At 71.0% G+C, this 25,726-nt stretch carries 27 protein-coding genes, 1 other RNA gene and 1 pseudogene; 14 read left to right on the plus strand and 15 right to left on the minus strand.

What is annotated here, in order from left to right; genetic code table 11:
- Positions 1–144, minus strand: a pseudogene (locus ASF39_RS22295) (sugar transporter); the annotation flags it as partial.
- Positions 145–653: 509 nt separating this feature from the next.
- On the opposite strand from ASF39_RS22295, the gene ASF39_RS08000 reads away from it, so the two are divergent.
- Positions 654–2,036, plus strand: coding sequence for a capsular biosynthesis protein (locus tag ASF39_RS08000; RefSeq protein WP_082494436.1), 1,383 nt, complete (start codon positions 654–656; stop codon positions 2,034–2,036).
- Between the two features lie 58 nt (positions 2,037–2,094).
- On the opposite strand, the gene ASF39_RS08005 is transcribed toward ASF39_RS08000, so the two are convergent.
- On the minus strand, positions 2,095–4,092 hold the full coding sequence (locus ASF39_RS08005; RefSeq protein ID WP_056282604.1) for a capsular polysaccharide biosynthesis protein: 1,998 nt from the start codon (positions 4,090–4,092) through the stop codon (positions 2,095–2,097).
- 249 nt (positions 4,093–4,341) lie between these two features.
- On the opposite strand from ASF39_RS08005, the gene ASF39_RS08010 reads away from it, so the two are divergent.
- Together ASF39_RS08010 and ASF39_RS08015 are read left to right on the plus strand one after the other, a co-directional pair.
- Complete coding sequence (locus ASF39_RS08010) at positions 4,342–5,136, plus strand: SDR family NAD(P)-dependent oxidoreductase (RefSeq protein WP_056282607.1); 795 nt, start codon at positions 4,342–4,344, stop codon at positions 5,134–5,136.
- The gene (locus tag ASF39_RS08015; protein WP_055881349.1) at positions 5,133–5,990 is read left to right on the plus strand and encodes a formyltransferase family protein; all 858 of its coding nucleotides are present in this window, start codon (positions 5,133–5,135) and stop codon (positions 5,988–5,990) included. The genes ASF39_RS08010 and ASF39_RS08015 overlap by 4 nt, the downstream gene beginning before the upstream one ends.
- Positions 5,991–6,011: 21 nt before the next feature.
- Here the strand turns inward: ASF39_RS08015 and ASF39_RS08020 are convergent, their stop codons facing one another.
- Positions 6,012–6,557 carry an adenine phosphoribosyltransferase gene (locus tag ASF39_RS08020; protein ID WP_055881352.1) on the minus strand — a complete coding sequence of 182 codons (546 nt, stop codon included), beginning with the start codon at positions 6,555–6,557 and terminating at the stop codon, positions 6,012–6,014.
- A gap of 179 nt (positions 6,558–6,736) precedes the next feature.
- On the opposite strand from ASF39_RS08020, the gene ASF39_RS08025 reads away from it, so the two are divergent.
- On the plus strand, positions 6,737–6,985 hold the full coding sequence (locus tag ASF39_RS08025) for a hypothetical protein (RefSeq protein WP_056282609.1): 249 nt from the start codon (positions 6,737–6,739) through the stop codon (positions 6,983–6,985).
- Positions 6,982–7,569 (plus strand): hypothetical protein, encoded by a 588-nt coding sequence (locus ASF39_RS08030; protein ID WP_056282612.1) that lies wholly within the window; start codon positions 6,982–6,984, stop codon positions 7,567–7,569. The genes ASF39_RS08025 and ASF39_RS08030 overlap by 4 nt, the downstream gene beginning before the upstream one ends.
- 11 nt (positions 7,570–7,580) lie before the next feature.
- On the opposite strand, the gene ASF39_RS08035 is transcribed toward ASF39_RS08030, so the two are convergent.
- From ASF39_RS08035 to gap, 7 genes are all read right to left on the minus strand, one after another.
- Positions 7,581–8,381, minus strand: coding sequence for an inositol monophosphatase family protein (locus ASF39_RS08035; RefSeq protein WP_056282618.1), 801 nt, complete (start codon positions 8,379–8,381; stop codon positions 7,581–7,583).
- A 217-nt stretch (positions 8,382–8,598) separates the two neighbouring features.
- The gene (locus ASF39_RS08040) at positions 8,599–9,630 is read right to left on the minus strand and encodes a tetratricopeptide repeat protein (RefSeq protein ID WP_244472317.1); all 1,032 of its coding nucleotides are present in this window, start codon (positions 9,628–9,630) and stop codon (positions 8,599–8,601) included.
- Positions 9,627–10,298 carry a thiamine phosphate synthase gene (locus ASF39_RS08045; RefSeq protein ID WP_056282620.1) on the minus strand — a complete coding sequence of 224 codons (672 nt, stop codon included), beginning with the start codon at positions 10,296–10,298 and terminating at the stop codon, positions 9,627–9,629. Before ASF39_RS08045 ends, ASF39_RS08040 begins: the two co-directional genes overlap by 4 nt.
- 33 nt (positions 10,299–10,331) lie before the next feature.
- On the minus strand, positions 10,332–11,396 hold the full coding sequence (gene fba / locus ASF39_RS08050) for a class II fructose-bisphosphate aldolase (RefSeq protein ID WP_055881364.1): 1,065 nt from the start codon (positions 11,394–11,396) through the stop codon (positions 10,332–10,334).
- Between the two features lie 187 nt (positions 11,397–11,583).
- Positions 11,584–12,786, minus strand: a complete 1,203-nt coding sequence (locus ASF39_RS08055) for a phosphoglycerate kinase (RefSeq protein WP_056282622.1) — start codon at positions 12,784–12,786, stop codon at positions 11,584–11,586.
- Positions 12,787–12,829: 43 nt separating this feature from the next.
- Positions 12,830–13,357, minus strand: a complete 528-nt coding sequence (locus ASF39_RS08060; RefSeq protein ID WP_056282628.1) for a hypothetical protein — start codon at positions 13,355–13,357, stop codon at positions 12,830–12,832.
- Between the two features lie 121 nt (positions 13,358–13,478).
- A complete protein-coding gene (gene gap, locus ASF39_RS08065; protein ID WP_055881373.1) occupies positions 13,479–14,486 on the minus strand; it encodes a type I glyceraldehyde-3-phosphate dehydrogenase in 1,008 nt (335 codons plus the stop codon).
- A 430-nt stretch (positions 14,487–14,916) separates the two neighbouring features.
- On the opposite strand from gap, the gene ASF39_RS08070 reads away from it, so the two are divergent.
- The 9 genes from ASF39_RS08070 (at position 14,917) to ASF39_RS08100 (ending at position 20,904) form a co-directional block, all read left to right on the plus strand.
- The gene (locus ASF39_RS08070) at positions 14,917–15,204 is read left to right on the plus strand and encodes a DUF4164 domain-containing protein (protein ID WP_244472318.1); all 288 of its coding nucleotides are present in this window, start codon (positions 14,917–14,919) and stop codon (positions 15,202–15,204) included.
- A 15-nt stretch (positions 15,205–15,219) separates the two neighbouring features.
- Entirely contained in the window at positions 15,220–15,579 is a 360-nt protein-coding gene (locus tag ASF39_RS08075) for a cell division protein ZapA (RefSeq protein ID WP_055881380.1), read from the plus strand.
- Positions 15,580–15,623: 44 nt separating this feature from the next.
- Positions 15,624–15,780: non-coding RNA, 6S RNA (gene ssrS, locus ASF39_RS20355), on the plus strand.
- Positions 15,770–16,363 carry a 5-formyltetrahydrofolate cyclo-ligase gene (locus ASF39_RS08080; RefSeq protein ID WP_056282634.1) on the plus strand — a complete coding sequence of 198 codons (594 nt, stop codon included), beginning with the start codon at positions 15,770–15,772 and terminating at the stop codon, positions 16,361–16,363. Before ssrS ends, ASF39_RS08080 begins: the two co-directional genes overlap by 11 nt.
- A 13-nt stretch (positions 16,364–16,376) precedes the next feature.
- A complete protein-coding gene (locus ASF39_RS08085) occupies positions 16,377–17,198 on the plus strand; it encodes a TIGR00282 family metallophosphoesterase (protein ID WP_055881390.1) in 822 nt (273 codons plus the stop codon).
- Positions 17,199–17,425: 227 nt separating this feature from the next.
- Positions 17,426–18,349 (plus strand): C1 family peptidase, encoded by a 924-nt coding sequence (locus ASF39_RS08090; protein WP_082494437.1) that lies wholly within the window; start codon positions 17,426–17,428, stop codon positions 18,347–18,349.
- A 47-nt stretch (positions 18,350–18,396) separates the two neighbouring features.
- A complete protein-coding gene (locus ASF39_RS20360) occupies positions 18,397–18,699 on the plus strand; it encodes a protease inhibitor I42 family protein (protein ID WP_082494438.1) in 303 nt (100 codons plus the stop codon).
- A 226-nt stretch (positions 18,700–18,925) separates the two neighbouring features.
- On the plus strand, positions 18,926–19,891 hold the full coding sequence (locus ASF39_RS08095; protein WP_056282639.1) for a MotA/TolQ/ExbB proton channel family protein: 966 nt from the start codon (positions 18,926–18,928) through the stop codon (positions 19,889–19,891).
- Positions 19,891–20,904 (plus strand): peptidoglycan -binding protein, encoded by a 1,014-nt coding sequence (locus tag ASF39_RS08100; RefSeq protein WP_056282644.1) that lies wholly within the window; start codon positions 19,891–19,893, stop codon positions 20,902–20,904. The genes ASF39_RS08095 and ASF39_RS08100 overlap by 1 nt, the downstream gene beginning before the upstream one ends.
- Here the strand turns inward: ASF39_RS08100 and ASF39_RS08105 are convergent.
- From ASF39_RS08105 to ASF39_RS08125, 5 genes are all read right to left on the minus strand, one after another.
- Positions 20,885–21,589: a gamma-glutamylcyclotransferase gene (locus ASF39_RS08105; protein ID WP_056282647.1), complete on the minus strand. Its 705-nt coding sequence runs from the start codon at positions 21,587–21,589 to the stop codon at positions 20,885–20,887. The genes ASF39_RS08100 and ASF39_RS08105 overlap by 20 nt on opposite strands.
- Before the next feature lie 107 nt (positions 21,590–21,696).
- Positions 21,697–22,128 (minus strand): FKBP-type peptidyl-prolyl cis-trans isomerase, encoded by a 432-nt coding sequence (locus ASF39_RS08110; RefSeq protein WP_055881406.1) that lies wholly within the window; start codon positions 22,126–22,128, stop codon positions 21,697–21,699.
- Between the two features lie 74 nt (positions 22,129–22,202).
- Complete coding sequence (locus tag ASF39_RS08115) at positions 22,203–23,591, minus strand: lipopolysaccharide biosynthesis protein (RefSeq protein WP_156648431.1); 1,389 nt, start codon at positions 23,589–23,591, stop codon at positions 22,203–22,205.
- A 99-nt stretch (positions 23,592–23,690) separates the two neighbouring features.
- Positions 23,691–24,533: a GDSL-type esterase/lipase family protein gene (locus ASF39_RS08120; protein ID WP_244472319.1), complete on the minus strand. Its 843-nt coding sequence runs from the start codon at positions 24,531–24,533 to the stop codon at positions 23,691–23,693.
- Between the two features lie 83 nt (positions 24,534–24,616).
- Positions 24,617–25,720, minus strand: a complete 1,104-nt coding sequence (locus ASF39_RS08125; RefSeq protein WP_056282650.1) for an OpgC domain-containing protein — start codon at positions 25,718–25,720, stop codon at positions 24,617–24,619.
- Positions 25,721–25,726: the final 6 nt, after the last annotated feature.

The following is a 25,726-nucleotide window of genomic DNA, read 5'->3' on the forward strand; positions in this document are numbered from 1 at the left end:
GTAGCGCGCGAACGTCCCCTGCGCCGTCGTCACGTCCGCCCCCTCCAGAACGGCGCTCGTCGTCGGACCCGCCGCAGGCAGGATCGACGAGCAGCCCGAGAGCAGGATCGTCGCCAGGGTCGCCGCCGCGGCGCTGGCTTTCAGCGAGACCGGAACGGAGGGAACGCGCAGCATATGTGTCCTTGCCGTCCCGGCGCGGGCCTGTCGCCCGGCCCGCAGGATCGATCGGTGATGGAGCGCAGCCAAACCCTGCGATCGGCTTAAGGGCCGCCGCATCGGGCCTGACGCCTCAGGTCCGGGTGCTCGTCGAACTTTGCGGTCGCACTGTGGCACGGCCAAGTTTCGGGCACGGCCAAGTTTCGGGCACACCCGAGTTTCGGGCCACGCCAGGCTTTGCCGCCGTGGATGGGGCGGCGGCGTCCTTGATGCTGCCAAGATCTCGGTTCTAAACCGGGCCGTCGCGGCGCCGGGCAATGATTCCAGCGGCCGACGCCGCGAAGAGACTGCGATCCGGACCTCGTCCGCGGTCGAAGATCGTCGGGAAATCAGGTGAGTTTTCCCGGCTGTTGCATCGAAGACATAGCCGCGCCCGATCGCGCGGCTCATCTTCCGGACCGAATGGACGAGCCGTTCCGCTTCGCCGGAGTGGCGTCATGTGGGGTGAGCACGTGGGATCGAGCCTGACTTCGAGCATCGACCAGTCTCCCCGGGCTTCCGGCCCCCGCCCGTCGCCGGCCCGGCAGGTCTTCCTGTTCCTGCAGGGGCCGATCACGCCCTTCTTCGCCGAGATCGCCACCGCCCTCGAAGGGCGCGGCCACCGTTGCCTGCGGGTCAACCTGTGCTTCGGCGACCGCCTGTTCTGGCGCCGCCCCGGCGCGGTGAACTTCACCGGCAAGCGCGACGCCTGGCCCGCCTTCATCGCCGACCTGATCGACCGCGAGGGCGTCACCGACATCGTCCTGCTCGGCGAGCAGCGGTTCTACCACAAGGTGGCGATCACGGCCGCCAAGGCCCGCGGCGTGAAGATCACGGTGACCGATTTCGGCTACCTGCGCCCGGACTGGATCACCCTCGAGCGCAACGGCATGTCCGGCGAGAGCTGCTTCCCGCGCGATCCCGACGCCATCATGGAATTGGCCCGCCAGGCCCCCGAGCTCGACCTGAAGCCCCGCTTCAAGGACGACTTCAAGACCCAGGTCATGTGGGACATGGCCTATCATTTCTTCAGCAACTGGCTGTGGTTCCTGCACCCGGGCTACCGCTCGCACCAGGTCCACCATCCGGCGATGGTCTACATCGGCACCGGACTGCACATCCTGCGGGCGCGGCGCGACGGCCTCAAGGCGAACGCGCGCATCGCCGAGGTCCAGGCCTCCGGCGTGCCCTATTACGTGCTGCCCCTGCAGATGGAGAACGACTTCCAGCTGCGGGCCTATTCCCCGTACTTCGACCTGAAGACCCCGATCCACGAGGTCATCAATTCCTTCGCCCAGAACGCCCCGGCCGATGCCCGGCTGATGGTCAAGGTCCACCCCCTCGATCCGGGCGTGCGCAACTGGCGCCGCATCGTCGCGCGCTCGGCCCAGAAATGGGGCGTCGCCGACCGGGTCGACTACCTCGACGGCGGCGACCTGCCGAAGCTCCTCGAGAAGTCGAAGGGCGTCGTCACCGTCAACAGCACGGTCGGCCTGTGGGCGATGCGGGCCCAGACTCCGGTCATGACCCTCGGGCAGGCGGTCTACGACATCGATGGCCTGACCTTCCAGGGCAAGCTCGACGACTTCTGGACCGGCGGGACCACGCCGCGCCAGGACCTGTGGAACGCCTTCCTCAAGGCGATCGTCGCCCACATCCAGATCCGCGGCGTCTACTACAAGCGCGAAGGGCTGGATGCCGCCGTGCAGGCGGCGGCCGCCAAGCTCGATCTCGCCGACGGTGCCTGGCTCGAAGCGCGGGCGCGGGCCGCCCGCGGCGCGCGCGACACCCGCTGGACCGGCGAGCAGGCCTTCGGCATCGAGCGACTGCAGAACGCCTGAAGATCTTCGATCGCGGTCGGCGCGGCCTGCGGGGCGAGAAGCCCCGCAGCGGTGCGCTTCAGCCGTTCCGGTGCAGCAGGCGCCGGAAGGCCAGCGACCAGATGTGCTTGAGCGCCGCCTCAAGGGTTGGCGCGCGGCGCGCCAGTCCCGGGTCGCCGTCGGCCAGGCGCCGCACCACCACCTCCGGCGGGCAGGCGAGTCCCGTGCGCGGATCGAGATAGCGCGTGTAGCGGATCAGCGCCCCGGCCACGAGTTCGTCGAGGGTGAGCCTGCGCGTGCGGCGTGGGCACTCCGGGCTCCGGGTCAGGCCCCAGCCCGCGTAGAACGGCAGGCCGTGGGTGGTCACCGGCTTGCCGCGCAACAGCGCCTCGAACCCGATCAGCGAGGTGATGACCTCCACCGAATCGGCCGCCTCGATGGCATCGGGGGCCGAGACGTCGCGCAGGACCACGTCGGCGAGGCGCTCCAGCTCCGCCGGCGCGATGCGTCCGGGCCGCAGGCCCGCCTCCACGTCGGGATGCGGCTTGAAGGCGATGACCGCGCCGGGGTTGCGCTCGCGGGCGATGCGCAGGAGTGCAGCATTGGTGCGGATCCCGGTCGCCCCGAGCCGGATCGAGGCGTCGTCCTCCACCTGGCCCGCCACGAGGACCACGGGCCGGCCCTTCGGCAGCGCCGGCATAGCCCCGCTGCCGACGTTGTACTTGCTGATGCGCGCCTCGACGATGGCGGCCCGCAGGCGGACCGCCCGCTCGAGCACGGCCGCGTCGAAGTCCTCCGCCTCGAGGAGCCGTTCGAGGTCGCTCGGCGCCGTGGCGTCGTAGTAGATCCCGGTGCCGTCGAGGACGTAGGAGGCCCCCGGCCTCAGGGCGACCCCGAGGCCGATGGAGCGCAGGAAGCCGTCCTCCATCCGCACCAGCGGCACGCCGGCCGCGCCGCAGGCCGCCTGCGTCTCGGCGGGGGCCCGGCTCGACCAGGCGACGACGCGGCCGTAGCCGGAGAGGTCGCCCGCCGCCACCGCCGCTCCCTTGCGGGCGATGACCGGGGCGTTGCCCACCGAGGACAGGGTCTTGCGCAGCCACGGATGCTTCCAGGCCGGAAACCCGAGGCAGAGGGTACGCACGGCGTTCTCGCGGTCCCGCACCACCGAGAGGCCGAGGATGGCGACCGCTTCCTCGAAGCTGCAGGGCTCGCCGCCGTAGGGCTCGAAGTAGCGCGACGACACCAGGTAGCTCGCCGCGAACACCTCCTCGGCCGTGCGTTCGCGGGTGCGCCGGGCGAGGTCGAGGCGGTCGTCGGTGAAACCCCAGCCGGCATAGAAGGGCATCCCGAAGCAGGCCACCGCCCGCCCCGCCGTGGCCGCCTCGAAGCCGACGTGGCTGGTGACGACGTAGACGACCGCCCCCGCCTCCACCACCGACCAGGCCGCCACGGGATCGCGCATCAGCCGCGCTCCCTTCTCCGAGGCGATCCCGTCGAGGTGCCCCGGGCCCGACTGGTAGGGAGCGGCGGGGTCCATCACCACCACCACCTGCGCGCCCGGGTTCTCGGCGATGGCGGCGTCGAGCATGGCGGTGAAGCGCCCCTCCCCGGCCAGACCGAACCCGATCGAGGGATCGCCGCGGGGCTGATCGACCACCACGACGACGGGCTTGCCGGAGGCGTCGCCCTGGCGGGCGAGGGCGGCGCCGAGGTCGAGCCGGCGCGGGTCGTTGTCGACGGAGATCGCCAGCCGGCGCAGTTCGGCCAGGCCGGCCCCGGCGCGCGCGAGCAGGGCCGGGTCCTCCCAGCCGCCCATTTCGAGCATGACCTCGAGCTCGCTCGGCGCGGTGGCGTCGTAATAGACCCCGAGGCCGTCGACGATGTAGCTGAGCGAGCGGTCCCTGGGTCTTGCGGGCAGGCGCAGGAACCCCTCCTGCCAGCGGTCGGTGAGACGCACGCGGCGGGAGACCGGCTCGCTGGCGAGGCGCGGCACGCCGCGCTGCCCGCGCTGGCCGGGCGGCGCCGCCTCGGCCGAGAGCGTCCGCGGCCACAGGCGCTTGACCTTGCCCTGATCCATTCGGGTTCCCGTCTCCAGGGTCGATCGCGACGGCCGGTCCGGCGATACCGGAGGTCGCCCCTCGCTCCCCGCGCGCGGGCCGCCCGTTCGCCGACGGGCCGGGAGCGGGCCCGGTCCGTGCCGGGATCGACGACATGAGTGGCCCTTGCCGTACCGACACACCGCGCCGGACGTCAAGGCGGAGCCGGTTTGCCGCTGCCCGCGGGACTGGGCTATGCCTCGCAAGCTCCAATCCCCAACGGTCGATCCATGCCCGTCATCCTGATCACCGGCGCGTCGAGCGGCATCGGCGCGGCCCTCGCCCTCCATTATGCGGCGGCCGGCACCACCCTCGTCCTCAACGCCAGGGGCCTCGCCAGGCTGGAGGGCGTCGCCGAGGCCTGCCTGGCCAAGGGCGCCACGGTGCTCACCGAATCCCTCGACGTGCGCGACCGGGCGGCGGTCGGCGCCTGGCTGGCGCGGATCGACGCCGCGCACGGGCTCGACCTCGTCATCGCCAACGCGGGCATCAACGGCGGCGACCCGTCCGGCGGCGTCGAGACCGAGGCCGCCGCCTTCGAGACCGTGGACGTGAACCTCAACGGCGCCCTCAACGTCGCCCTGCCCGGCGTCACCCTGATGCTGGCGCGCGGGCGCGGCCAGATCGCGTTGATCTCCTCCCTCGCGGCCTTCGCGCCGCTGCCGGACGCGCCCGCCTACAGCGGGACGAAGGCGGCCCTTCTCGCCCATGGCCTCGCCCTGCGGGCCAAGCTGAAACCCCACGGCGTGCGCATCAACGTGGTGACGCCGGGCTACGTGAAGACCGCCATGGGTGGCGACTACGAGGGCTGGCGGCCGATGGAGATGAGCGCCGAGGAGGCCGCCCGGCGGATCGCCAGGGGCCTGGCGCGGGACGACGAGATCGTCGCCTTCCCGCAGCCGCTGGCGGCGCTCGCCCGGCTGTCTGCCCTGCTGCCGGAGCGCCTGCGCCGGCTCGGCATGCGCGATTTTGCGTTCAAGGTCGGCAAGGCGAGCCGCACGCCGCAGGACGGGCCGAGCCGATGAGCCGCCCGCGCATCGCCCTGTTCGTGCTGGAGGCCCTGCCCAACGCCCGGGCCGTGCGCCGCTTCGTCGCCGAGCATGCCGCCGACATCGCCTTCGTCGGGCTCTCCAACGCGGAGCGCCCGAGTACGGGCGGCCTCGTCGGCCAGGTCCGGCGCCATCTCGCCCGCTCGGGGCCGGGATTCCTGCCCTACCTCGCCGTGAACTTCGGCCTGCCCGACCTGCTGGCGCCGGCCGCCGGCCTGATCCAGCGCCTGGCCGGCACCACCGGCCGGGCGGGGGCGACCCCGCTCAGGGCCCTGTGCCGGGACCTCGACATCCCGACCCTGCGGGTGGACGACGTCAACGGCACCGAGGTCGCCGCGACGATCGGCCGGCACCAGCCGGACCTGATCGTCGCCTTCCACTTCGACCAGATCTTCTCGGGGCCGACCCTGGCGCGGGTGCGGCTGGGCGGGCTCAACGTCCACCCCGGCCTGCTGCCGCGCCATCGCGGGCCGGTGCCGACCATCCACGCCCTCGCCGAAGAGCCGCCGGCCTTCGGCGTCACCGTCCACCACCTCGCGGTGACCATCGACGCCGGCGCGATCCTCGCCCAGGAGGCGGTGGCCCTGCCGCCGGGCACCACGGCCACCCGCGCCTCCGTCCTCCTGCACGAGCACGGACGCATCCTGCTCGACCGGGTCCTGGCGCGGATCGACCTGTCGGGCGCCATCCCGGAGGGAGAGACGGCGGCGGTGCTGCCCTATTGCCCGTTTCCCGACCGCAGTCTTTTGGCCGACCTGAAGCGCCGTGGCCGCAAGCTGACCGACCGGGCCGACCTGGCCGACGCGCTGGCGCTCCATACCCGCGGCTGAGGGGCGGGGGGAGCCCGTCGCTCAGTGCCCGTCGAACTCCATCAGGGTCCGCACCGGAACGTCGAGGTCGCGCAGCTTCTGGGCGCCGCCGATCTCCGGCAGGTCGATGACGAAACAGGCCGCCACCACCTCGGCCCCGATCTGGCGCAACAGGTTCACCGCCGCGCAGGCGGTGCCGCCGGTGGCGATGAGGTCGTCGACCAGGAGCACCTTGTCGCCCGGCTTGATGGCGTCGACGTGGATCTCCATCTCGTCGGTGCCGTATTCCAGCGCGTAGGCGATCGAGACGGTGGCGTGGGGCAGCTTGCCCTTCTTGCGGATCGGCACGAAGCCCGACGAGAGCTGGTGGGCCACGGCCCCGCCGAGGATGAAGCCGCGTGCTTCGATCCCCGCCACCTGGTCGATCCGGCCGCCGGCATAGGGATGCACCAGCGAATCCACCGCGCGTCGGAACGCCCGCGGGTCGCTGAGCAGGGTGGTGATGTCACGGAAAATGATCCCCGGCTTCGGGTAATCGGGAATCGAGCGGATCGACTCCTTGAGGGCGTTGTGGCGGCGGGCTTCCATGCGGGCGGCTTTCTGTCTCGATCTGAGCGGGCGGGTTAGAGCAGATGCCGGATGGCGGGGCCAGAGGGCGGACGGATCGCGCTGGAAAGATCGCGACAGGGGGCCAATGTCCGGCTCGTGCTATAAGGAGCGACACCGCATTCCGGGCCGGCTCTCGCCCGGGGCGTGAGGAGCCGACCATGGACGACGCCACGCGCCAGCAAAAGGCCTTCACAACCGGCCGGGAGACACTGATCCGGGACTATGCCGCCGGGGACGTGAGCTGGAAGGCGCTGCGCGAAGCTGGCTTCGAGGACTACGTGACGGTGCTGGCCCACCTCGGCGAACTCGGGTTGCGACCACCGGTGGCCCCCATGGACGGCCCGAACGTCGAGAGTCGCGGTCGCGGTCGTGCCATCCTGCGCGAGGCCCTGCGGGCCCGGACATGACTGCGCCCCTCCGCCTCATCGTCACCGACACCTCGCCGCTACTGACGTTGGTGCTTGCCGACTCGCTCGACGTGCTGCTGCGGCCCGGGCTGCCGATCCGTATTCCGGATGCCGTCTATATCGAAGCGACGCGGGTTCGTGGCGCGCCCGGTGCCGAGCAAATCGTGGAATGGATCAACGCTAACCTGGACGCAGTCCAGATCGTACCCACCGATATCGGCATCGATCAGCAACGGCGTCTGGCGGAAGGACGGTCTATTCGGGGACTCGGCGAGCAGGCCGCCCTCGAAACGCTCGATCGCCTCCTGAAAAGCGATCCCACGGCCCAGGCGCTGCTGCTGTTCGAGGACAGTGACGTGCGCAAGCGCCGTGCCGTGGTCGAGGAGCGGGTCAGCCTCATCAGCACGGGGGACTTCCTGCGCGAACTCGAGGCCGCCCGGTTGATCCAGTCCGTCGACTTCATCTTGGACCAGGCGGCGGCCCGTGGCCGCAACGTCGAAAGGCAGCGGCGTGGCGCCGCCGACGGCGATGCACGTGAAGGACTCCGTGAGCAGATTACTCGACGCACGGGCTCGTCCTTCTGAAAGAGCGGACGTCACGCCGCGGCGTGCGCCTTGCGCAGCAGCTTCACGAGCTCCCCGTGGAGCACCTCGTTGCCGCTGGCCACCGACTTGGCCAGGAGCGGTTCTGCGCCGCCGTCGGCGCTGGTGACGAAGCCACCGGCCTCGCGCACCAGGATGATGCCGGCCGCGATGTCCCAGGTCTGCAGGTCGCGCTCCCAGTAGAGGTCGGAGCGGCCGCAGGCGACGTAGGCGAGGTCCAGCGCCGCCGATCCGAAGCGGCGGGCGCCGCCGGTCACGGCCATCACCGCCGCGACCTCGCGCAGGAGCTTCGGGTGGTCGCCGCGCCCGAGGTAGGGCGAGCCGTAGGCCACCAGCGCATCGGGCATCTCGTTGCGGCCCGATACGCGCAGGCGGCGGTTGTTGAGGTAGGCGCCCTTGCCGCGCTCGGCCACGAACAGCTCGTCCTTGATCGGATCGTAGATCACGCCGGCCACGATCTGGCCCTCGCGCTCGAGACCCACCGAGATCGCGAAATGCGGGATGCCGTGCAGGAAGTTGGTGGTGCCGTCCAGGGGGTCGACGTGCCAGGTGTGGCTCTTGTCCTGGCCCTCGACGTTGCCGGATTCCTCCAGGATCAGCCCGTAGCCGGGCCGCGCCTTCATGAGGGCGTCGCGAAGCACCTCCTCGGCCTTGCGGTCGGCGGCGGAGACGAAGTTGCCGGGCCCCTTGCGCGAGACCTGAAGGTTCTCGATCTCGCCGAAATCGCGCTTGAGGCCACGGGCGGCCTTGCGCACGGCATCGACCATCACGGTCATGAGGGGTGAGCTGATCATCGTCGCTTCGAGTCCGGGTCGTTGACGGGCAGGAGGGCTGACCGGCCCGGCACGGGCCACGGCCTGGCCCACCCTTCGTCGGGAGGCCGGTCCGCCCGATCCGGGTTGTCCTGGCTGGGGGTTCCCTAGCAGATCGCGTCGCGACAGGACACGCCCGAGCGTCCCCGTGGACGCGGGCCTGAGGCGCACGGCCCAGGGGGCTTTCGTGAGACGGGCGTCAGTTGCCGCCGGCGCGATCGGCCGCGAGCTTTTCGGCCCTGGAGCGCTCCTCGGCGCTCAGGCCGGTCAGGGTCTGGTCGAGCCAGGCGTCGGTGAGGCCCTGGGCCGAGGCCGCGAGGTTCCAGGCCGCCGCCTCCACGAGGTTCTTCTGCACGCCGCGCCCCACCGCGAACAGCCGCGACAGGCGGTTCTGCGCGATGGCATTTCCGCGGGAGGCGGCGTGCGTGAAGTAGCGTGCGGCGCGGACCTCGTCCTTGGGCAGGCCGGTGCCGTTGAACAGGAGGATGGCGAACTCGACCTCGCCGGCGAGATCGCCGTTGTCGGCCGCCCGCCGGAACCAGTCGGCGGCCTTGGACGCGTCCTTGGGGACGCCGCGGCCCTGGAGATAGAGCACGCCGATGTTGTGCTGGGCGGCGCCGATCTCGCCCTGTGCCGCCTTCTCGAACAGGCTGGCGGCCCGCGCCAGGTCGGCCGGGGCGCCGGTGCCCAGGAGCAGCAGGCCGAGGTTGTAGGAGGCGGTGACGTCGCCCTTGGCGGCGGCCTGTTCGAGCCAGGCGCGTCCGGCCTTGGGGTCCTTGGGGCCGCCGCGGCCGTCGATCGCCATGAGGCCGAGGGCCGCCATGGCGTGCGCGTCGCCCTGGGCGGCGGCCAGCCGGTACCATTCGGCCGCCTTGACCGGGTCCTGCCGCACCCCGAGGCCCTGGTTGTAGAGTTCGCCCACCAGCGTCATGCCGGCGGCGTCCTTGGGGTCCGCCTCGATGCGCTTCGTCGCCTCGCGGAAGGCGGTGGCGTATTGCCCGCGCTGGTAGGCGCCGAAGGCCACGTCCGGCGTCTTGCTCGACGGGCCCGGCACCGCCCCGATCGCGCCCGGCGTATAGGGGGTCGGCAGGTCCTTGAGCGGGGCGACCTTGATCGTGCGCGGGGTGGCGGGCACCACGTCCTTGGGCACCCCGTCTCCGGGCGTCTCGGCCGACGCCGTGGACATCGCCCCGAGCAGCGCCAGCAGGGCCAGTGACGGACGCGTTCTCACGAGGCGGCGTCCCGCAGGGCCGCCTGCTCGGCCAGCACCGCCATGATCGCGCCGAGATCGGCGGAGGCGTCGAGCCACAGCCCGCCCTCGATGCCGACGAACTCGGTTCCGGTGGCGGCCAGCGCCGCGACCTGCCCGATCTCCTGCGCCACGGCGATGCAGGGCGTCTCGAAGATCTCCGTCCACCATTGCGTGCGCGCCAGCACGAGCTCCGCGTCGGGGGCGACGCCGTCGGGGTAGAGCCCGCCGAACATCACGTAGTCGACCCCCGCCTCCCCCGCCTCCATGGCGGCGTGCTTCGACTCGCCGCCCCTTGCGCCGAGGATGCGGCCGTCGGCGAGGCGCCCGCGCAGGTCGCGCAGGTCGCCCTCGCCGGGCTTGTCGAGATGGACGCCGTCGGCGCCGCCCCGCGCCGCCACGCTCACGAGGTCGCCGTCATAGCCCGCACAGGCGACGAGGACGGCCGCTCCGGCCTCCTGCACGCCCGGTGCCAGCCGCTTGACGAGGTTGACGAGGCTGCGCTCGTCGGCCGGCGCCAGCCGCAGCACCACCGCCGCCACGTCGGCGGCCGCGGTGGCCCTGCGGATCGCCGCGACGAGGCCATCGACGTGGGAGGCCTCGACCCGGTGCGGGGTGAGCAGGGCGAGGCGGGTGCGCGGTGCGGTCATGGGGTCCTGGCGTTGACGTCGTGTCCGGTCCGTCTACCCGATCCGGGGGTCGAGCGAACCGTCGGCATAGCGTTTGGCCATGGCCGAGACCGAGACCGGACGGATCTTCGAACCCTGGCCGGCGGTGCCGAACTCCTCGAACCGCTGCTTGCACAGCTTCTGCATCGCGTCCATGGCCGGCTTCAGGTACTTGCGCGGGTCGAACTCGGCCTTGTTCTCGGCCAGCACCTTCCGGATCTGGCCGGTCATCGCCATGCGGTTGTCGGTGTCGATGTTGATCTTGCGCACGCCGTGCTTGATGCCGCGCTGGATCTCCTCCACCGGCACGCCCCAGGTCGGCTTCATCTCACCGCCGTACTGGTTGATGATGTCCTGCAGGTCCTGCGGCACCGAGGACGAGCCGTGCATGACGAGGTGGGTCGTCGGCAGGCGGCGGTGGATCTCCTCGATGACGTTCATGGCGAGCACGTCGCCATCGGGCTGGCGGGTGAACTTGTAGGCGCCGTGGCTGGTGCCCATCGCCACCGCCAGGGCATCCACCTTGGTGGCCTGCACGAACTTCACCGCCTCGTCCGGGTCGGTGAGGAGCTGGTCGTGGCTGAGCACGCCTTCCGCGCCGTGGCCGTCCTCGGCCTCGCCCTCGCCGCTCTCCAGCGAGCCGAGCACGCCGAGTTCGCCCTCCACCGAGACGCCGGCCCAATGCGCCATCTCGGTGACCTTGCGGGTGATCTCGACGTTGTAGGCGTAGTCTGCCGGGGTCTTGCCGTCGGCTTTCAGCGAGCCGTCCATCATCACGGAGGTGAAGCCGTACTGGATCGCGGTGGCGCAGGTGGCTTCGTTGTTGCCGTGGTCGAGGTGCATGCAGACCGGGATGTGGGGGTAGATCTCCACGAGACCGTCGATCAGCTTGGCCAGCACCACGTCGTTGGCATAGGCGCGCGCGCCCTTGCTCGCCTGGAGGATCACCGGCGAATCGGTGGCGTCGGCCGCCGCCATGATGGCGAGCCCCTGCTCCATGTTGTTCATGTTGAAGGCGGGCACGCCGTAGCCGAACTCGGCGGCGTGGTCGAGGAGTTGCCTGAGGGTGATGCGTGCCATGATCCGGTTTCCCAATCATCTGCGGTCGGCACAGCAAGGCCGATCCTGATCCATCACCTCGTCCTGAGGTGCCGTAGCGAAGCGGAGGCCTCGAAGGAGCCCTCCCGTTCTCGATGTGATCCCCGGACCCTCCCTCGAGGCCCGCTGCCGCGTGCCCCTCCGAATGAGGTCGAGGGAGGGACGACGCTTATTCCTTCACCCGCAACGCCTCGACGCCCGGGAGCACCTTGCCCTCCAGCCATTCGAGAAAGGCGCCGCCGGCGGTGGAGACGTAGGAGAAATCCTGCGCCACGCCGGCATGGTTGAGGGCGGCCACCGTGTCGCCGCCGCCGGCCACGGAGACCAGCTTGCCGGCGCGGGTGCGCTCGGCCGCATGCCGGGCCGCGGCCACCGTCGCGGCGTCGAAGGGCGTCAGCTCGAAGGCGCCCAGCGGTCCGTTCCAGACCAGGGTCGCCGCCTCGTCGATGGCGCCCTCGATCTCGGCGACGGAGGCCGGGCCGGCATCGAGGATCATGCCGGTCTCGGAGACCGCGGCGACCGGGACGGTCTCGTGGGGGGCGTTTGCCTTGAACTCGGTCGCCACCACCGCGTCCACCGGCAGGATGATCCGGCACCCGGCCGCCTTTGCCGCGGCGAGGATGCGCAGGGCGGTCTCGGCGAGATCCTTCTCGCACAGGGACTTGCCGACGCTCGAGCCTTGCGCGTGCAGGAAGGTGTTGGCCATGCCGCCGCCGATCACCAAGCTGTCGACCTTGGTGACCAGGTTTTCCAGGAGGTCGATCTTGGAGGAGACCTTGGCGCCGCCCACCAGCGCGATCACCGGCCGGGTCGGTGCCTCGAGTCCCTTGGTGAGGGCGTCGAGCTCGGCCTGCATCAGGCGGCCGGCGAAGGCCGGCAGGAGGTGGGCGAGGCCTTCCGTCGAGGCATGGGCCCGATGGGCGGCCGAGAAGGCCTCGTTGACGTAGACGTCGCCGTTGGCGGCCAGCGCGGCCGTAAAGGCGGGGTCGTTCGTTTCCTCGCCGGCATGGAAACGGGTGTTTTCCAGGAGCAGCACCTCGCCGTCGCCCAGGGCGGAGACGGCGGCGGCGGCGGCCTCGCCGATGCAATCGTCGGCGAAGGCGACCGGGCGCCCGAGCCTCTCCGACAGGGTCGCGACCACGGGCCGGAGCGAGTCGCGCGGCTCGGGCTTGCCCTTCGGGCGCCCGAAGTGGGCGAGCAGCACCGCGCGTCCGCCCTGGTCGGCGATCTCTTTGATGGTCGGTACGATCCGCTCGATCCGGGTCGCGTCGGTGACGCGTCCGGCCTCCATCGGCACGTTGAGATCGACGCGCAGCAACACCCGCTTGCCCGAGAGCGAGCCGGCGTCGTCGAGGGTACGGAACGCGGTCATGCTGGCCTTTTCACGCTGGAATCCTGTCGGCGGCTCGCCCGGCTCAGACCGGGATGAGCGCCTGGAGGTTGAGCCGCTGGACGGCGATGGTCAGGACGACGGTGAGCACCGCGGTGATGACGGCGGTGAGCACGAGGGCCCCGGCACCCGGCAGGCGCTTGGTGCGGTCCGCGATCGCCCGCACCTCGCTGCGCAGGGCGGTGAGGTCGGACTGGCGCGCCGCCTCGTTCATGCGCTGGGCTGCGCCCTCGACCTTGTCCTCGACCTTGGACAGCAGCGCCTCGGAGCGGGCGTACTTGTCCTCGATCCGGGCGCATTTGTCCTCGATCCGGGCGAGCTGGTCGCCCGCCGCGGAGGCCGATGTCGTCCTGACCGCGGTCACAGGCTCCGGTGCGGCTGCGGCCACCGGAGTCGCCGCCGCGACGACGGCCGCGGTCGGCTGTGGCGAGGAGGAAATCGGGGACGAGGGGGTCGGCGATGAGCCGCCGGGAATGAAGTCGCTGCCGGCCGTGGTCGTCGTCGAGGCCTTCGTCGTCGGGGAGGCCGTGGTCGTCGGCGAAGTCTCGGTCATCTCGGGCACACCTGGTCGCGGGCGGGGAGGATGCGGGGCGCGTCGGTCGTCGATCCGACCGCTCCGGGCGGCCCGGCGTCAAAGACGCCGTCCGCCCGGAGCGGGTGGTCCGATCCCGAGCCTAGAGCAGCTTGCCCATGGCCACGGCGGTGTCCGCCATGCGGTTCGAGAAGCCCCACTCGTTGTCGTACCAGGCGAGGATGCGCACGAAGGTGCCGTCCATCACCTTGGTCTGGTCCATGTGGAACGTCGAGGAATGGGGGTCGTGGTTGAAGTCGATCGAGACGTTGGGCGCGTCGGTATAGGCGAGCACGCCTTTCAGCGGGCCGTCGGCCGCCGCGCGGATCGCGGCGTTGATCTCCTCGACGGAGGTCGCGCGCTTGGCCGTGAAGACGAGGTCCACCGCCGAAACGTTGGGGGTCGGCACGCGGATCGAGGTGCCGTCGAGCTTGCCCTTCAGTTCCGGCAGGACGAGCCCCACGGCCTTGGCCGCGCCGGTGGAGGTCGGGATCATCGACAGGGCGGCGGCACGGGCCCGGTAGAGGTCCTTGTGCATCTGGTCGAGCGAGGGCTGGTCGTTGGTGTAGGAGTGGATGGTGGTCATGAAGCCGCGCTCGATCCCCACGAGGTCGTGGAGCACCTTGGCCACCGGCACCAGGCAGTTGGTGGTGCAGGAGGCGTTCGAGATCACCACGTGGTCGGCGGTGAGGGCGTCGTGGTTGATGCCGTAGACCACGGTGAGGTCGGCGCCGTCGGCGGGGGCGGACACGATCACGCGCTTGGCGCCGGCGTCGAGATGGGCCTTGGCCTTGTCGCGGCTCGTGAAGATGCCGGTGCATTCCAGCGCGATGTCCACCCCGAGCTCGCGGTGCGGCAGCTCGGCCGGGTTGCGCACGGCGGTGACCTTGATGCGCCGGCCGTCGACGACGATGAACTCGCCGTCGACCTCGACCTTCGCGTTAAAGCGGCCGTGGATCGAATCGAACCGCAGGAGATGGGCGTTCGTCTCGACGGGCCCGAGATCGTTGATCGCCACGACCTCGATGTCCGTGCGTCCGGCTTCGTGGATGGCGCGCAGCACGTTGCGGCCGATGCGTCCGAACCCGTTGATGGCAACCTTGACCGTCACGGCCTGATATCCTTCTTCTGTCGAGGGGCCGGGCGTCCGGCGCCCCCGTGAGGCCCACATCGGCACGCCGGGGCCGCCGGGCAAGAACACTCTCGCGCGAGATCGCTCCCGCGAACGACACCGCGTGGCCCGGATGCCGGCGTTTCGCGCCGCGCCCGTTCCTGAGCGGTGCCACGTTTGAACCTGAGATGAACCGGCCGGCCCCCGCGCTGGCGCGGGGTCGGACCGTTCGCGGCCCCGCGGGGCCTGTCGTCAGGCGGACGAGGGCTGACTATCATGGCCGTTCGGGCTGGCAAAGGTTGCCGGGTGACGATCGGACGCGAAAGTCAGGTTGATTTCCCGACCCGGCCGGCTCGACAATGCGGGCCGTCAGAACGCGCCTTGGCGATGATGTCCCGATCGTAAGGCCCCGCACCGTGAGATCCCGATCGTGAGCCACGCCGCCGGCCCCGGCATCCTGCGCCTCGAAGCCGCCCTGACCCGGCTCGAGGAGGCCGTCGCCCAGCGCTTCTCGGCGGTGCGCGCACCGGGCGAGACCGAGATCGAGCTCGCGATCATGGGCGAGGACAGGGCGCGGCTCGCCGCCGAGCTCGATGCGGCCAGCGCCCGGCTCGCCGCGGTGGAGGCCACCACCGACGACGTCGGGCATCGCCTGGGGCGCGCCATCGCCACGGTCGAGGGCGTCCTGCTGCGGCCCCGCCGCCATCCCGACCTCTGAGCGGACGGCGCGCCCATGCCCCAGATCAACGTCACCATCGACGGCAAGAGCTACCGGATGGCCTGCGCCGAGGGCGAGGAGCCGCACCTGGCCGCCCTCGCCGCGAGCTTCGGCGCCAAGGTCGCCGAGATGCGCCAGGCCTTCGGCGAGATCGGCGACATGCGCCTCCAGGTGATGGCGGCGCTGACCCAGGCCGACGAACTGCTGGAGGTCCGTCGCCGTCTCGCCGACCTCGAGGCCGAGACCGGGGCGATCCGCGAGCGCCTCGCCTCCCTCGACGCCGAGCGGGCGGTGGACGAGGCGCAGCTGGAGGACGGGCTCAACCGGGCGGCCGAGCGGATCGAGCGACTGGCCCACAGGCTGGCGACGGGGTGAGGTTCCCCCTGGCGCCGCGCCCCCGCCGACGCTACATACTGCTGGCGGGGCTGCAGAGTCCGTCAGGAGCACTTTCCCCGGGGCCTTATCGACTCCCCCGGGAGCTGTCCCTGGCCTCGTCCCTGGACTTGGTCAACACGGCGCCCACCTACACTGTAGGTTTCCCGGGATCGATCCTCCAACGGCTCACGTGGCTCCGCACTCCTCCTCCCCCACCTCCGGCCTCAAGGCCACCCTTCGCGAGGCCGTCCTCGCCCGGCGCGACGGGCTTTCGCCCGAGGCCCGCCGCGACGGGTCCGTGGCCGTCGCCGATGCGGTCATGGCCATCGACGCCCTCGCCGGGGCGCAGATCGTCGGGGCGTTCTGGCCGATCCGCAGCGAGGTCGATCCGCGCCCGCTCATCGACCGGCTGTTCGCCCGCGGCCAGCGCGTCGCCCTGCCGAAGGTGACGCCCGAGGGCCTCGTGTTCCGCGAGTGGAAGGCCGGCGAGGCCCTGGTCGCGGGCCGCTTCGGCCTGAGCGAGCCGCGCGACGACCTCCCTCCCCTCGATCCCACCGCCCTGATCGTGCCGCTGGCGGCCTTCGACCGCCGCGGCCATCGCATCGGCTACGGGCGCGGCTACTACGACCGGGCGATCGCGCGCCTCAGCGGCAACGGCCCGGTCCTCACCATCGGGATCGCCTTCGCGGTCCAGGAGATCGAGGCGGTCCCGGCCGAGCCGCACGACCGGCCCCTCGACCATCTCGTGACCGAGGCCGGCCCCGTCTCCCTCCTCCGGACCTGAAGGCCCGCCGCCGATGCGCCTCCTCTTCCTCGGTGACGTCGTCGGGCGTCCCGGCCGCTCCGCCGTGACCGGCCGCCTGCCGGCCCTGCGCGAACGCTGGCGCCTCGATTGCGTGGTGATCAACGGCGAGAACGCCGCCGGCGGCTTCGGCATCACCGAGGCGATCTGCGACGAGCTCCTCCAGGCCGGGGCCGACGCGGTGACGCTGGGCAACCACTCCTTCGACCAGCGCGAGGCCCTGGTCTTCATCGCCCGCCAGACCCGCCTCGTGCGCCCGGCCAACTACCCGCCGGGCACGCCCGGGCGCGGCGCCACGGTGGTGGAGACCCGCGCCGGCGCGCGCGTCCTCGTCCTCAACGTGATGGGGCGGATCTACCTCGACGCCCTCGACGATCCCTTCGCGGCGGCCGAGCGCGAACTCACCGCCTGCCCGCTCGGCGAGGTCGCGGACGCGGTGATCGTGGACGTCCACGCCGAGGCGACCAGCGAAAAGCAGGCCTTCGGGTACTTCCTCGACGGCCGCGCCAGCCTGGTGGTGGGCACCCACACCCACACCCCGACCTCGGACCACCGCATTCTGCCCGGCGGCACCGCCTACCTCTCCGACGCCGGCATGTGCGGCGACTACGATTCGATCCTCGGCATGCAGAAGGACGAGCCCCTGCGCCGCTTCCTGCAGAAGACCCCCGGCGCCCGCCTCGAGGCGGCGCAGGGGACCGGCACCCTGTGCGGCATCGCGGTGGAGACGGACGACGCCACCGGCCTCGCCACGCGGGTGGCGCCGGTGCGCCTCGGGCCGCATCTGGAGGAGACCTGGCCGCGGGAGTGGGATTGAGGCGGTCCCAAGGGATAGCGGTGCCGCGACGCACGACGCCGGTCGGTCTGCAGATTCCGATTGGACGATAGGACGGGCCCTTTGACGACTGCATCCATGGGCACCTGTCAGCATTTTGACTTGAGGAACATTGCTTTCGCCGCAAGCGCCGGTTGACGGACGTGCGATTTCCGAACACAACTTGAGGGTGTTTTATGCGGCACTGAAGTTGTGGGAAGGACGTCCTCGTGGGTCAGCCGGATTTCGAGCGGATCAATGCCGCGATTCAGCGAGCGGGCGCGCGATGGGACGCCGGTCCGACGTCCATCAGCGAATTCTACGATGTCGAAGCATCGCCGACTGGGCGGTTCGGCCTTTCCTTTGACCCGGAACGGGCCAAGAAGGAGGTCGTCAAGGCGCGAAATGCCGAATCGGCGCTATTCAAGGTTGTCGCACCGCCGCCGCCGAAACTCGACTGGCGTAATAGCGGCGGTCAAAACTTCGTGACACCAGTCAAGGATCAATCGAGCTGCGGCTCCTGCGTCGCATTTGCGACATGCGCCGCCGTGGAAAGCCGGATTCTCATCGGTACCGGGAATCCCGGCGGGTCGATCGACCTCTCGGAGGCCCATCTCTTCTACTGCGGCGCGCCGAACTCTTGCGACCAGGGGTGGTTCTACACGAAGGCGCTGGACTACGCGAAAAAGCACGGCATCGGCCAGGAGTCGGATTTCCCCTACACGCCCGGCAATCAGGCGTGCCAGCCGATTCCGCCCATCGTCAGCGTGCCTCGCTACCAGACCGCGGTATCCCAGATGGCCCGCAAGCAGGCTCTCCAGAAGGGGCCGGTGATCGGCGGATTTCGCGTGTTCCAGGATTTCTATGCTTACCGAAAAGGCATCTACACTCATGTGGCGGGTGAGTTTCTCGGATGGCATGCCGTTGCCGTGATCGGCTATGACGACGCCGAGCAATGCTGGATCGCCAAGAACAGTTGGGGATCGGGATGGGGCGAGAAGGGCTATTTTCGCATCGGATATGGTGAATGCGGAATCGATTCCGAGGTGTTGTTCTACGATCCCGAGATCGCACTGGCGAGCACGACCGTGGTCGCTCGACAGTTGTCGCCCCGCCGTACGAAAGCCGCGAAGCTCACTGAAAAGCTTGCTTGAATCGCGTTGCGGGCGCGATATGAGCGGGCCTTTCGGAGGACGTCGTGATGGATCTTGAGCGGCGTGGTCCCATCGACGCCCGCCCCGGCGAGACGATCGAGATCGCGGCGCCGGGAGAAGGAATCGGAGGGTTCCTCTGGCATGCGGAAGTGCCTCACCATGCGGCGACGATCGTTGGTGAGACGCTCGGCCCACCGTCCGATGGGGTTGGGGCCGGAACGGCAAAGGTCTTTCGCGTGCGCCTCGAAGGGCCGGGTGACACGACGTTGCGCCTCGTTCAGACACGGTCCTGGGATTCGGTGCCCGGGCGTGTCATCGAGGTGCCGATCCGGTGCGTCTCAGGACGTTAGCCAGCCACGCGTCTCGTGTCTGTGTTCGTGATGGAGGTCGTCTTGCCATCAGTCGTCTTGCCATCAATTGCGTGCAAAGCTGGCGCGGCCGTCATTTCGAGGCCCCCGACGACTTGATCGTGGCCAGACCTGCGGCCAGTGTGCGCTCGGTCCCGCCGCGATGCGCGCGCGTCTCGACGTGTCGTGAACGCTAGCAAGTCAGCGTCGAAGAGTTTCCCATCAGCCCATGGCGACCCCTCCCGCGAATCCCGACGCACCGCTGGTCAAGCCGGGCATCTACCTGATCCGGATGTTGGTCTTCCTGACCCTGGTCGGGTTCCTCGCCTTCGTCCTGTTCAAGCAGATCACGCCGGCCTTCCTCGCCAATCCCGGCCTCAACGGGCTGATCCTCGGCGTGCTGCTGCTGGCGGTCCTGCTCGCCTTCGGGCAGGTGCTGCGCCTCAACCGCGAGACGGCCTACGTCAATGCGGTGGCGATGGGGCAGGAGCCGGCCAAGGGGCCCTCGCTCCTGGCGCCGCTGGCACCGGCGATCGCGGCGCGGCGCGAGGGGCGCAGCCTGCCGGCCACCCGCGCCTTCCTCGACAGCACCGCCGCCCGCCTCGACGAGGGTCGCGAGATCCTGCGCTACGTCGCCGGCCTCCTCATCCTGCTCGGCCTGCTCGGGACCTTCTGGGGCCTCATCGACACCCTGAGCGCGGTCGGCTCGGTGATCCGCACCATGCGCGGCGGCGGCGAGGCCGGCGCGATGTTCGACGAACTGAAGAACGGCCTGGCCGTTCCCCTCAGCGGCATCGGCCTGGCCTTCTCGGCCTCGCTGTTCGGTCTGGCCAGCTCCCTCGTCATCGGCTTCCTCGACCTCCAGGCCGGACAGGCCCACGCCCGCTTCCACAACGACCTCGAGGACTGGCTGACCTCGGGCGAGACGCAGGAGGCCGCCACGGCGCTCCCCGCCGTGCCGGCCTCGGCCAAGGAGCTGACGGAGGCGGTGGAGCGCCTGACCACCGTGGTCGCCGAGGGCGCCAACGGCCGGGTCGCGACCCAGGCGATGACCAACCTCGCCGAGGGCATCCAGGGCCTCGTCCAGCACATGCGCGCCGAGCAGCAGATGATCCGCGACTGGGTCGAGGCCCAGGCCAGCCGCGAGCGCGAGCTGAAGCAGGCGCTCGACCGCCTCGGCCGCGAGCGGGCCTGATGGCCTCGCTGCGCACGCGGCGCGACCGGAGCCTCAACGTCTGGCCGGGCTATGTCGACGCCCTGGCCACGCTGCTGCTGGCGGTGGTCTTCCTGCTGACGATCTTTGTGGTGGGGCAGTTCTTCCTGTCCCAGGAGATCACCGGCCGCGACACGGTCCTCAACCGCCTCACCCGCCAGATCGCCGACCTCACGGACCTGCTGGCCCTCGAACGCTCCAACAAGCGGGCGCAGGAGGAGAGCGCCGCCAGCCTGCGCAGCACGCTCACGGCGACCGAGGCCGACCGCGACCGGCTCCAGGTCCTGGCCGAGGGGGCGCAGGGCAGCGGTTCGCGCGTCGAAGAGCGCGACAAGCAGATCGCGGTGGAGCGGGCCAACACCAACCGCGCCCTGTCGCAGGTCGATCTCCTCAACGAGCAGATCGCCGCCATGCGCCGCCAGCTCGCCGCCCTCGAGGACGCGCTCTCGGCCTCCGAGAACCGCGACAAGGAGAGCCAGGCCCGCATCGCCGACCTCGGCAGCCGCCTCAATGTCGCCCTGGCGCAGCGGGTGCAGGAGCTGGCGCGCTATCGCTCCGACTTCTTCGGGCGCCTGCGCCAGATCCTCGGCAACCGCCCCGACATCCGCATCGTCGGCGACCGCTTCGTGCTGCAATCGGAGGTGCTGTTCCCCGTCGGTTCGGCGAGCCTGAAGGCGGAGGCCGGCCCCGAACTCGACCGCATCGCCACGGCGATCATCGACCTCGCCCGGCAGATCCCCGCCGACATCCCCTGGGTGCTGCGCATCGACGGCCACACCGACGCGCGCCCGATCGCCAGTTCGCAGTTCCCCTCGAACTGGGCGCTCTCGGCCGCCCGCGCCATCGCGGTGGTGCAATACATGGCGGGCAAGGGCATCCCGCCCCAGCGCCTCCTGGCGGCGGCCTTCGGCGAGTTCCAGCCCCTGGAGGCCGGCACCACCGAGGAGGCCTACGGCCGCAACCGCCGGATCGAGCTCAAGCTGACCGAGCGATGAGGGGAGCGGCCTGCAGCCGCTCGGCGACCAGGGCCTGGAGCGACCACAGGTGGCGGTCGCGGATGCCGAGTTCGGCACAGGCCAGCGCGGTGCGGCGCAGGTATTCGGCGCTGGGGCCGAGGCCGCCGTCGGCCCGGGCGATGAGGTCGGCGATCTCGGCCTCGCCGAGGCGGCCGGTGTAGCGGTCGCAGGCCGGGTTCGCCACGAAGGTCAGGGCCTCGACCACGCCCTCGCGCGTGGCCACGGGCACCCAGCGGGCGCGGTAGCCGTTGCCGCGCATCTCGCGGCGCCACACAGGCATCAGCACCTCCCGCCAGTCGCCCGCGGGCAGGCGGAAGGCGACACCGTCGCAGACGCCGCCGGCCACCAGCGCCAGGACGAGGCCGGGGTGATCGGTCGAGCCGCGAAAGCGTCGCTGCAGGAGGCAGAAGCGCCGGTGCCAGCCGCGCACGCGGCCCAGGCGCTGCTCCGCGATCGCGAATTCCGGCTGCCAGATCAGCGAGCCGTAGCCGAACACCCACGGCCCCCCGCCGGCCGGGGCCGGGCGTGCGTCGAGTTCGCTGTGGAGGGCGGCCTCGACGTCCGCGTCGGTCATGAGCGGCATCGCGGCGGCATCGTCGGCCGGCCGCCGGGGATGCGCGGCGGCGATCAGTTCGGCGGTGAGGGTCAGGTCGCGCTGCGGCATCGCGGGTTCCACGGGCACGAGGGCTCGGTCTCGCGCGTCTGCGGCACAGGCAATATTCGGGCAGATCGGATGCGGGCGGCCGGTTCCCCGGCCGCCCGACGGGAGCGTCAGCGGACGCCGAGCAATTCCACATCGAAGATCAGGGTGGCGCCGGGCGGGATGACGCCACCGGCGCCACGCGAGCCGTAGCCCTGGTCCGGCGGGATCACGAGGCGGCGCTTGCCGCCGACCTTCATGGTGGCGACGCCCGTATCCCAGCCGGCGATGACCTGGCCGGCGCCCAGCGTGAAGCTGAAGGGCTGGCCGCGATCGACGGAGGAATCGAATTTCTTGCCCGGCTTGCCGCCTTCGTCGAGCCAGCCGGTGTAGTGGACGTTGACCTTCTGGCCGGCCTTGGGCTCGGGGCCGGTGCCCACCACCTCGTCCTGGTATTTCAGGCCCGACGGGGTCGTCACGTACTCGGCTGAGGCGGATGCGGTCATGGCGATCAACGAGGCTCCGGCGATGAGGGAGAGGAAGCGGGGAAGGAGTCTGGGCATGCGGCGGGGATGTCCTGTCTGACGTGCCGAGGCGGTGGGTTAGCACAGGCGAGGGGCCGCTGCCGAGGGGGCGATCAGCGGCGCGACGAGCCCGGCAGGGCAAGCACGGGCGTGGCGATGCCGTGCAGGGCATTCGCGGCGATCGCCATGGCCAGCGCCCGCGCGTTCACGGCGAGCGCCATGGCCGTGGCGGCACCGGTCACGCCGATCCAGGCGAACAGGAGCCCGGTCAGGAGCGCGGCCAGGACCAGCGCCGACAGGGTGATGCCGGCCGCCAGACGCTCGCCCCCGAGCATCGCCAGGATGTGTTCGCCCGGCCCGAACAGGCTGGCACCGAGGCTACCCCCCACGAGGATCGCCAGGATGGGAAGACCGTCGCGAAACCCGGGCCCGAACAGGTCGAGGAGCCAGGGCGCCACGGCGAGGAGCCCGCTGCCGACGAGGGCGGTGCCCAGGGCGGTGAGCCGGGCCTGATGCCGCACGAGGTCCTGGAGGGCCCCGCGCTCGCCGGTGGCGGCCAGGGCGGCGAAGCGATGCGCGGTGGCGGCGGTGGCGGCATAGGCCACGAAGGCAACGAACTGCTGGATGCGGGTGGCGGCGAAATACAGGCCCACCGTCTGGGGCGATGCCACGAGGCTCAGGACGACGACGTCGGCGACGCCGAGGCCGGCGCCGGCGAGGTCTCCGGCCGCGATCGGAACGCAGGCTCCGAGCCACGTCCGCCACGCGTAGCGGCGGGGCCCGTTCGGGATCGACCGGCCGAGGAGCCGGCGCAGGGCCAGGGCCTGGACCGACAGGGCGACGGCGGTGGCGACGAGCAGGCAGGCGAGCGCGGTCGCGGCTTCCGGCGGCAGGCCGAGGCCGATCGCGGCCAGGAGCGCTGCCATCATGACGCCCTGGCGCAGGAGGTAGGGCGGGGCGATGGCGAGCACCGCCCGGTTCTGGCTGCGCGCGAGGCCCTCGCAGTAATCCTGCAGGGCGAACAGGGGCAGGATCAGGGCCGCCACTAGGATCGGCCCCGCGAAGGGCCCGCCGGGCAGGGAACCCTCGATCCAGACGAGGCCGAGGCCGAACCCGGCGAGCGCGATGCCGCAGGTCAGCGAGAGGCATGTACCGGCGCGCAGGAACCCGCGCACCGCGTCGAGGTCGCCGTTCGCCCGATGGACCGGGAGGAAGCGGCAGGCGCCCTGCGAAAAACCCAGGCTCGCGGCATGGCCCAGGATGGCGATCCAGACCGAGACCGCCGCGACGATGCCGAATTCGGCAGCACCGAGCAGGCGCGCCATCAGGACCTGGGCGCCGTAGGCGAAGCCGGCGGCCGCGATCCGGATGCCGAACACAGTCGCCGCCGCGCGGGAGGCGGTGCGCACCGACCGGCCGGCCGGCACGGACGCCGGGCCGGAGCGCCGGATGCCGACGAAGGCATCGGCCGGGATGGATCGCGTCGCCGCCGGAACCGTCACGGAGCCTCCGGCCGCCCGCCCTCGGACGCCGATGCTCCCCTCGAGACCGGCCTCCCGGGCGGGAAGCCTAAGGCTCCCGCGTTTCGGTCCGGTAAACCGTCACTGGCCGCTGCCGGCCGGGCCGGGGGCCGCCGCCCTCGGGCCGTCCTTGGGCGGCGTCACGGCGGTGCCGGTGACGGTGGCGAGATCGGGCTGGAGCAGCGACAGCGAGATCGCGCGGGTCACGTGCTCGGCCATGCAGCGCAGGCCGAGGTCGTTGAGGCGGAACTGCTTGCCCAGCAGATGACCCTCGCCCTTGTCGCCGCTGCCGGCGAGGTAGCGCATCGCCTCGTAGCGCTGCACCAACGGCACGCCCTCGCTCGCGGCCACGTCCTTCACCGCCTTGACGATGCTGGTGTAATAAGCGTCCTCGGCCAGGCTCGCCGTATAGAGTGGGTCGACCAGCACGATGTCGATCTCGTGGGATTTGACCCATTGCACCGCCTCGCGCAGGGCGTTGGCGAAATCGCCGACATCGACGCGGGCGAGCGCGTCGTGGGTGCCCACCTGCCAGATCACCAAGTCGGGCTCCGATTCCGCCACCATGGTCCGCAGCCGCTCGGCGGCGCCGGAGGCGACCTCGCCGGACAGGCCGCGGCTCTCGATCTCGACGTCGACGTTGGGGATCGACCGCTCCAGGGCCGATTCGAGCTTGACGGGATAGGAGGTGGAGGCGCCCGCGCTGGCGGCCGGTGCGCCGATGGCCAGGACGCGCACCGGGCGCTTTTCCTTCAGCGCCGCCTTGACCGCGTCGAGCCGATTGAGGGTGTAGAGCCGCGAGCCGGGCACCCTGCACTCGGGCGACAGGGTGGCGTCGAGGGCCTCGCCCCCCTCCGCGGTCGCGGTCGAGCGCGGCGGGGACACGACCATCGCCGGCGGCGCCTGCATGGCCGGCGCTTGCATGGCGGGCGCCGCTGGCATGGCCGGTGCTTGGGTAGCCGGCGATTGCGGGGTCGCCTGGGCGCGCGCCGAGGGGGCGACGAGCCCTAGCGTGAGGCCGAGGACGAGGGCCGTGGCCTTCGGGAGCGCCATTCGACGAACCATGCTGTGACACCCAGAGCGATCAATCCCGATCCTACGACGACACAGTCGACGAATACACCGCCGCCGGTCTGGAATCTGACGAATTGGGCCCCGAGGCTGAGGAGGGACCCGATGGAGAAGACCGCCAGCGAATTCCGGCCCAATCCTGCGAGATAGCGCGCCACCGGGCCGATCCGCGGGGCGACGAGGCGGTAGACGGCCTGGAAGGCCAGCAGGACGCCCACGAAGTGGACGAGGCGGGCCGGCGACAGGTAGGTCTTGTCGAAGGTGAACAGCAGGCGCGGGTCCGGCACCAGCAGAGGATCGGGCCGGATCTCCCAGACCGAGAGCACGATGCCGGCCGCGACGATGACGACGCCGAGCGGCACCAGCCGCGCCGTCCACAGCCGCAGCCAGGCGTGCTCCCGGTGCCAGCCCTGCATGACGATGCCGAGCACCAGGAGCAGCTGCCAGCACAGGGGGTTGAAGAACCAGTCCCCCTCCCCCGGCCACGCGGGCAGGTTCCATTCGAACACGAGGCTGGCGCCGTAGACGGCCACCGAGAGGGCGAGCGCCAGGGCGCGGCTCCGGCGCGCCAGGAGCACGAAGGCCGGAGCGACCCCGATCAGCACCACGTAGAGCGGCAGGATGTTGAAGAACCCGAGCTGATGGGTGAGCAGCACGAACCCGACCATGGTCTGGATCGGGTCGGCGAAGAAGCCGCCCGCATTGTGCCACTCGAGGATGAGGGGGTTGTCGAGGGCCAGCGCCGTGCCGGCGATCATCGCCAGCGCCAATGCCATCGTGGTGATCTGGGCCCGGTACACCTCCACCGTGCGCGACAGCAGCCGCAGTACGCTGGTGAGGGCCGGTTCGGGCGTGCCGTCCTTGCCGTGGGTGGCGATCCCGATCGACCAGCCGGCCAGGAACACGAACAGCTCGGCCGCGTCCGAGATGCCGTACTGCGAGTAGGTGTACCGCTCGAAGGTGTTGCCGGGGATGTGGTTGATGAAGATCGTCACCAAGGCCAGGCCGCGCCAGAAATCGATCGCGTTCGGGTCGCGCATCCGCAG

The organism is Methylobacterium sp. Leaf108 (assembly GCF_001423265.1).
GTDB lineage: Bacteria > Pseudomonadota > Alphaproteobacteria > Rhizobiales > Beijerinckiaceae > Methylobacterium.

What these genes read in the sequence shown, in the direction of transcription:
- ASF39_RS08025 (WP_056282609.1), top strand. Translation starts at nt 6,737, where the DNA reads ATGGACGACGCCACGCGCCAGCAAAAGGCCTTCACAACCGGCCGGGAG.
- ASF39_RS08060 (WP_056282628.1), bottom strand. Translation starts at nt 13,357, where the DNA reads ATGACCGAGACTTCGCCGACGACCACGGCCTCCCCGACGACGAAGGCC.
- fba (WP_055881364.1), bottom strand. Translation starts at nt 11,396, where the DNA reads ATGGCACGCATCACCCTCAGGCAACTCCTCGACCACGCCGCCGAGTTC.
- ASF39_RS08085 (WP_055881390.1), top strand. Translation starts at nt 16,377, where the DNA reads ATGCGCCTCCTCTTCCTCGGTGACGTCGTCGGGCGTCCCGGCCGCTCC.
- ASF39_RS08075 (WP_055881380.1), top strand. Translation starts at nt 15,220, where the DNA reads ATGCCCCAGATCAACGTCACCATCGACGGCAAGAGCTACCGGATGGCC.
- ASF39_RS08030 (WP_056282612.1), top strand. Translation starts at nt 6,982, where the DNA reads ATGACTGCGCCCCTCCGCCTCATCGTCACCGACACCTCGCCGCTACTG.
- ASF39_RS08110 (WP_055881406.1), bottom strand. Translation starts at nt 22,128, where the DNA reads ATGCCCAGACTCCTTCCCCGCTTCCTCTCCCTCATCGCCGGAGCCTCG.
- ASF39_RS08100 (WP_056282644.1), top strand. Translation starts at nt 19,891, where the DNA reads ATGGCCTCGCTGCGCACGCGGCGCGACCGGAGCCTCAACGTCTGGCCG.
- ASF39_RS08125 (WP_056282650.1), bottom strand. Translation starts at nt 25,720, where the DNA reads ATGCGCGACCCGAACGCGATCGATTTCTGGCGCGGCCTGGCCTTGGTG.
- ASF39_RS08105 (WP_056282647.1), bottom strand. Translation starts at nt 21,589, where the DNA reads ATGCCGCAGCGCGACCTGACCCTCACCGCCGAACTGATCGCCGCCGCG.
- ASF39_RS08000 (WP_082494436.1), top strand. Translation starts at nt 654, where the DNA reads ATGTGGGGTGAGCACGTGGGATCGAGCCTGACTTCGAGCATCGACCAG.
- ASF39_RS20360 (WP_082494438.1), top strand. Translation starts at nt 18,397, where the DNA reads ATGGATCTTGAGCGGCGTGGTCCCATCGACGCCCGCCCCGGCGAGACG.
- ASF39_RS08010 (WP_056282607.1), top strand. Translation starts at nt 4,342, where the DNA reads ATGCCCGTCATCCTGATCACCGGCGCGTCGAGCGGCATCGGCGCGGCC.
- ASF39_RS08005 (WP_056282604.1), bottom strand. Translation starts at nt 4,092, where the DNA reads ATGGATCAGGGCAAGGTCAAGCGCCTGTGGCCGCGGACGCTCTCGGCC.
- ASF39_RS08055 (WP_056282622.1), bottom strand. Translation starts at nt 12,786, where the DNA reads ATGACCGCGTTCCGTACCCTCGACGACGCCGGCTCGCTCTCGGGCAAG.
- ASF39_RS08120 (WP_244472319.1), bottom strand. Translation starts at nt 24,533, where the DNA reads ATGCAAGCGCCGGCCATGCAGGCGCCGCCGGCGATGGTCGTGTCCCCG.
- ASF39_RS08020 (WP_055881352.1), bottom strand. Translation starts at nt 6,557, where the DNA reads ATGGAAGCCCGCCGCCACAACGCCCTCAAGGAGTCGATCCGCTCGATT.
- ASF39_RS08095 (WP_056282639.1), top strand. Translation starts at nt 18,926, where the DNA reads ATGGCGACCCCTCCCGCGAATCCCGACGCACCGCTGGTCAAGCCGGGC.
- ASF39_RS08035 (WP_056282618.1), bottom strand. Translation starts at nt 8,381, where the DNA reads ATGATCAGCTCACCCCTCATGACCGTGATGGTCGATGCCGTGCGCAAG.
- ASF39_RS08015 (WP_055881349.1), top strand. Translation starts at nt 5,133, where the DNA reads ATGAGCCGCCCGCGCATCGCCCTGTTCGTGCTGGAGGCCCTGCCCAAC.
- ASF39_RS08045 (WP_056282620.1), bottom strand. Translation starts at nt 10,298, where the DNA reads ATGACCGCACCGCGCACCCGCCTCGCCCTGCTCACCCCGCACCGGGTC.